The organism is Methylobacterium segetis, assembly GCF_004348265.1.
GTDB lineage: Bacteria > Pseudomonadota > Alphaproteobacteria > Rhizobiales > Beijerinckiaceae > Methylobacterium > Methylobacterium segetis.
Genome location: NZ_SMNT01000174.1, coordinates 1 through 5,395 on the forward strand (window position 1 = coordinate 1; position 5,395 = coordinate 5,395).

General features: G+C 69.9%; 1 pseudogene. It reads left to right on the forward strand.

Features of this window, described 5'->3' with window-relative positions:
• A pseudogene (locus E1J50_RS27640) lies at positions 1 to 5,395 on the forward strand (LEPR-XLL domain-containing protein); the annotation flags it as partial.

Consider the following 5,395-nt stretch of genomic DNA (forward strand, 5'->3'; position numbering starts at 1 on the left):
CCTACCGGATCACGAACGGCTTCACGATCACGAGCGGCTCGGGCGCGGACATCCTGACCGACTCGCGGAATGTGGCGGGCATCACGAGCCGCGCCGACGTTACGGCCGCGGACCTGACGATCGACCTCGGCGACGGCGTGAACGCCCCGAATCTCACGGGCAGATACGACGTCTCGCGCGCCATGACCCTCAAGACGGGCAGCGGCGACGACGCGATCACGCTTGCGGGCGGCATCAAGGCCGGCTCGTTCCTCCTCGACGCGGGCGAGGGCGCGAACACGATCACCCTGTCCGGCAGCTACGACGTCGCCGGCCTGCTCGCCATTCGCGCGGGCGCCGCCCGCGACGTCATCGACCTGCAGGGCAGCTACAAGGCCGGCTCGATGGAGATCACGGCGGGCGCGGGCAACAACGACCTGACGCTGACCGGCACCTACCGGATCACGAACGGCTTCACGATCACGAGCGGCTCGGGCGCGGACATCCTGACCGACTCGCGGAATGTGGCGGGCATCACGAGCCGCGCCGACGTTACGGCCGCGGACCTGACGATCGACCTCGGCGACGGCGTGAACGCCCCGAATCTCACGGGCAGATACGACGTCTCGCGCGCCATGACCCTCAAGACGGGCAGCGGCGACGACGCGATCACGCTTGCGGGCGGCATCAAGGCCGGCTCGTTCCTCCTCGACGCGGGCGAGGGCGCGAACACGATCACCCTGTCCGGCAGCTACGACGTCGCCGGCCTGCTCGCCATTCGCGCGGGCGCCGCCCGCGACGTCATCGACCTGCAGGGCAGCTACAAGGCCGGCTCGATGGAGATCACGGCGGGCGCGGGCAACAACGACCTGACGCTGACCGGCACCTACCGGATCACGAACGGCTTCACGATCACGAGCGGCTCGGGCGCGGACATCCTGACCGACTCGCGGAATGTGGCGGGCATCACGAGCCGCGCCGACGTTACGGCCGCGGACCTGACGATCGACCTCGGCGACGGCGTGAACGCCCCGAATCTCACGGGCAGATACGACGTCTCGCGCGCCATGACCCTCAAGACGGGCAGCGGCGACGACGCGATCACGCTTGCGGGCGGCATCAAGGCCGGCTCGTTCCTCCTCGACGCGGGCGAGGGCGCGAACACGATCACCCTGTCCGGCAGCTACGACGTCGCCGGCCTGCTCGCCATTCGCGCGGGCGCCGCCCGCGACGTCATCGACCTGCAGGGCAGCTACAAGGCCGGCTCGATGGAGATCACGGCGGGCGCGGGCAACAACGACCTGACGCTGACCGGCACCTACCGGATCACGAACGGCTTCACGATCACCGGCACGGCGGGCGACGATGCGCTCACCGACTTGCGCGTGGTCGGCGTTGTCGCCTCGCGGGCCGACGTCCAGGCGGATTCGGTGACGATCGGGCTCGGCGAGGGCGCCAACCGCGCGACGCTGGCCGGCCGGTACCGCGTCACGAACGCCTACAGCCTGACCGCGGGCGCGGGGGCCGACGTGCTCACCGACGCGCGCATCGTGGGATCCGCCGTGACGGATTCCGCCGACGTCACGGCGGGCTCGATCGCGATCAATCTCGGCGACGGCGCGAACCGTGTCGCGCTCGCCGGCAGCCACGTCGCGAGCGGTGCCTTCAGCCTCACCAACGGCACCGGCAACGACAGCGTGACCGACGCCGTGGAGAGCGGCGGCGCCGTTCTCCGGACCGCGACCCTCAGCAGCACCGGCGACAGGCTCAGCCTGAGCCTCGGCGCGGGCGACAACGCCCTGACGCTCCTCGGCACCACCATCGCCGGGACCACCCTCGCGCTGACGAGCCTCGGCGGGCGCGACCGCTTCGCCCTGCGCGGACGGATGCAATCGGCCACGACCGAGATCCGTCTCGGCGCGGGCGACGACCGCCTCGACATGGCCCTCGTCTCGATCGCCGGGAACACGTCCGTCTTCGGCGAGGACGGCGCCGACACGATCGTCGTCGACCGCCTGCCCTCGCTGACCAGCGCCCATGCGGGCCGTACGGACACGCTTGACATCGACGGCGGCCAGGACACCGACACGATCAGCGTCCAGGTGAACGGCGCCTCGCTCTACCGCATCAACGTGCACGACACGGGCGATCCGGACCGCGGCGTCGACACCCTGACGATCCTCGGCACGACCGGGAACGACCAGTTCCTGATGCGCCGCAACTTCGTGGCCCTCGTCCACCCGGAAGCCGACGGCACCTACACGAACACCGCCGTCGAGCGGATCAACTACGACATGAGCGTCAACGGGCGCGTCATCGTCGAGGGCGGCGCCGGCAACGACCGCTTCACGATGGACGACAACGCCGCGCTGATGACGATCGACGGCGGCGCCGGCGACGATTACTTCCAGGTGGGCCAGGTCTTCGGCACGCCCCGCGACATCGCGAACGGGCTGCTCGCCGAGGATGCCTTCGCGACCACACAGCTCTCCTTCGGAGGCTACCTGTCGCCGGGCATCTCGATCCCGACCGTGATCTACGGCGGCGTCGGCAACGACACCTTCCAGATCTACTCGAACAAGGCGGACCTGCGCCTCGAGGGCGAGGACGGCGACGACACCTTCATCGTGCGCGCCTTCGCGGTCGCCAAGGAGAACAAGATCAAGCTCAACGCCGGCTCCGGCGACGACAGGATCGAGTACAACATCAACGCGCCGCTCGACATCGACGGCGGCTCCGGGTTCAACAAGATCGTCGCCCTCGGCACCGAGTTCGCCAACACCTTCGTCGTCACCAGTGACGGCATCTACGGGGCGGGCCTGTCGATCCGCTTCGCGAACGTCCAGGCGATCGAGGTCGACGGCCTGGAGGGCGACGACACCTTCTACGTGCTCTCGACGCCCGCGGGCGTGGTCACCACGCTCATCGGCGGCCTCGGCAGCGACACGTTCAACGTGGCCGGCGACGTGAGCGGCGAGGTGGTCGCGCGCGACGCCAAGGGCAACTCGGCCGTCATCAACCACACGGTGAAGAGCGAGGATGCGCGCTTCGACGGCCTGTTCGTCCAGGGCATCAACGCCTCGGTCTCGGCCGCGGATGCGGGCGCCGTCAGCGACGGCCCCGGCCTGACGCTGCGCGAGGACAGCGCGGTCACGGCGGCGAACGCGCCCGGCAGCCGGGTCGGCACCTATCAGGTCGTGCCGCCCACGCCGAAATCGACGGCGTTGCGGGCCGGCGACAAGGCCGTGATCACGGTCTCGGCCGCGCAGGCCTCCTCGCAGTCGCGGGCGCTCGCCGGCAATGCCGGCACGGTCGAGATCTCGGCCGACGGCGCCACGTGGTCCGACATGCTGACCCTGACCTTCACGGCGGTTCAGAGCGGCAGCGGCTACGTCTGGAGCGCCGAGCGGACGGTCTACGTCCGCGCCAAGTCCGATACGGCCCTCGAGGGCGACCAGCGCGTGGCGATCGGCCACTCGGTGATCAGCACCAACAGCGAGGTCAACGGCACCTTCCTGCGCAATGCCCTCGTCACGGTGATCGACGACGACAAGCCGGGCCTCATCATCACCGAGAGCGACGGCGGCACCGCCGTGCTCGAAGGCGACAAGCCGCAGCAGAAGGACAGCTACACCGTCGTCCTCAACAACCAGCCGCTGCCCACCGAGGAGGTGCGCGTCACGCTCAACGTGTCGAGCACCGAGATCGCCTTCGCCGACGCCAACGGCATCGCCCTGCCCAAGGACGCGGACGGCCGGGCCTACCTCACCTTCACGGCGGCCAACTGGAACCAGGCGCAGACCGTGCAGGTCTCCTCGCCCGCCGACACCAAGGCCGAGAACCGCTTCGTGGCCGACATCACCCACGTGGTGACGAGCCACGTCGGGGGCGCCAACGGGCCGGAGGGCTTCTTCGAGGCCGCCCTGGTCGGCACGCCGACCGTGCGCGTGCAGGTGACCGACGGGAACACCGCGGGCGTCGTCGTGACGCCTGCCGCGGGCGGCGTCGCCGTGACCCCGTCCCAGGATTCCTTCTACGACATGGTCCTGACGACGGCGCCGACGAAGCCCGTCACCGTCAGCCTCGTCGGCGACGGCCAGACCCTCACGTCGAGCAGCGATCCGCGCTTCACGGCGGCGAGCGGCTCGAACCCGGCCACCGTCACCTTCGACGCCACGAATTACGACCAGCCCATCCGCATCACCGTGAAGCGGAACCCCTCCGCGTCGCAGACGACCTCCGACGTCAAGACCTTCTCGCGCCAGCCGCACGATCTCAGCCGCATCGAGGGCCCGCTGGTCCTCGAGGGCGGCGTCGGCCCCGAGAGCCGCTCGCTCACCCCGGCGATCGTGCTGCCGGGCGAGACGAACCCGGTCGTGAAGCGCGAGATCGTCGACGACGGCCTGCCGGATTTCGACAAGGTCACGCTCTACAACGACACGACGCTCGTGGGCGTCTCGGGCACGGTGAGCGCCGACCACATCGAGGGGTTCGGGATGTCGCGGAACGACATCACCGCGGCCGCCAGCGGCAGCAACCCCGCCCGCACCTTCGAGGGCGGCGTGACCTACCGCGACATGCGCTCGGTCGAGCTGCTGCTCGGCTCCGGCGCCGACAGCGTCACGGTGACGGGCACGTCGCTCGCGACGCTCACGGCGATCCACGGCGGCGGCGGGGCCGACACCATCACGGTGACCGGCTCGCAGGGCACGCTGGCCCTGTTCGGCGACACCAGCGCCGACCGCAGCCGCTATGATTCGAGCCCGACGAACCCGACCGGCCGCGCCTTCGGCTTCCTCGACGAGGGCGCGACCGATCGGGATGGAAAACCCGTCAGCCTGAACGATTGGATCAACGCCTCGGGCGCCACCGGCCTCGTCATCATCGACGGCGGCGCCGGCAACGACATGCTGATCGGCGGAACGGGCCGCAACATCATCGCGGGCGGCACCGGCAACGACACGATCACGGGCGGTCCGGCGGCCGACATCATCGTCGGCGATTCGAGCTTCAACCTCGACGACGTGAAGCGCCTCGTCACGATCGCCGATCCGTTCGTCGGCGAGGCCCGGGCGGCCGGCACCGACACGATCGACGCCAAGGGCGGCTCGAACATCATCCTGGGCGATCACGGCCAGATCCATCAGGACGGCTCGGCCACCGCGCAGATCGCGCTCGAGGGCAACCACGTCGTCAGTCGCGTCGTCTCGACCCATACGGGCGTCGGCGGGAGCGACCTGATCTCGGCCATCGACGGCGACAACATCATCGTCGGCGGCTTCGGCTCGGACACGATCACGGCGGGCGCGGGCAACCACGTCATCCTCGGCGACAACGGCAAGGCCCTCTTCACGGACGGCGTCCTGACGAGCCTCAAGAGCATCGCCGGCGCGACCGGCGGCGACGACACGATCAC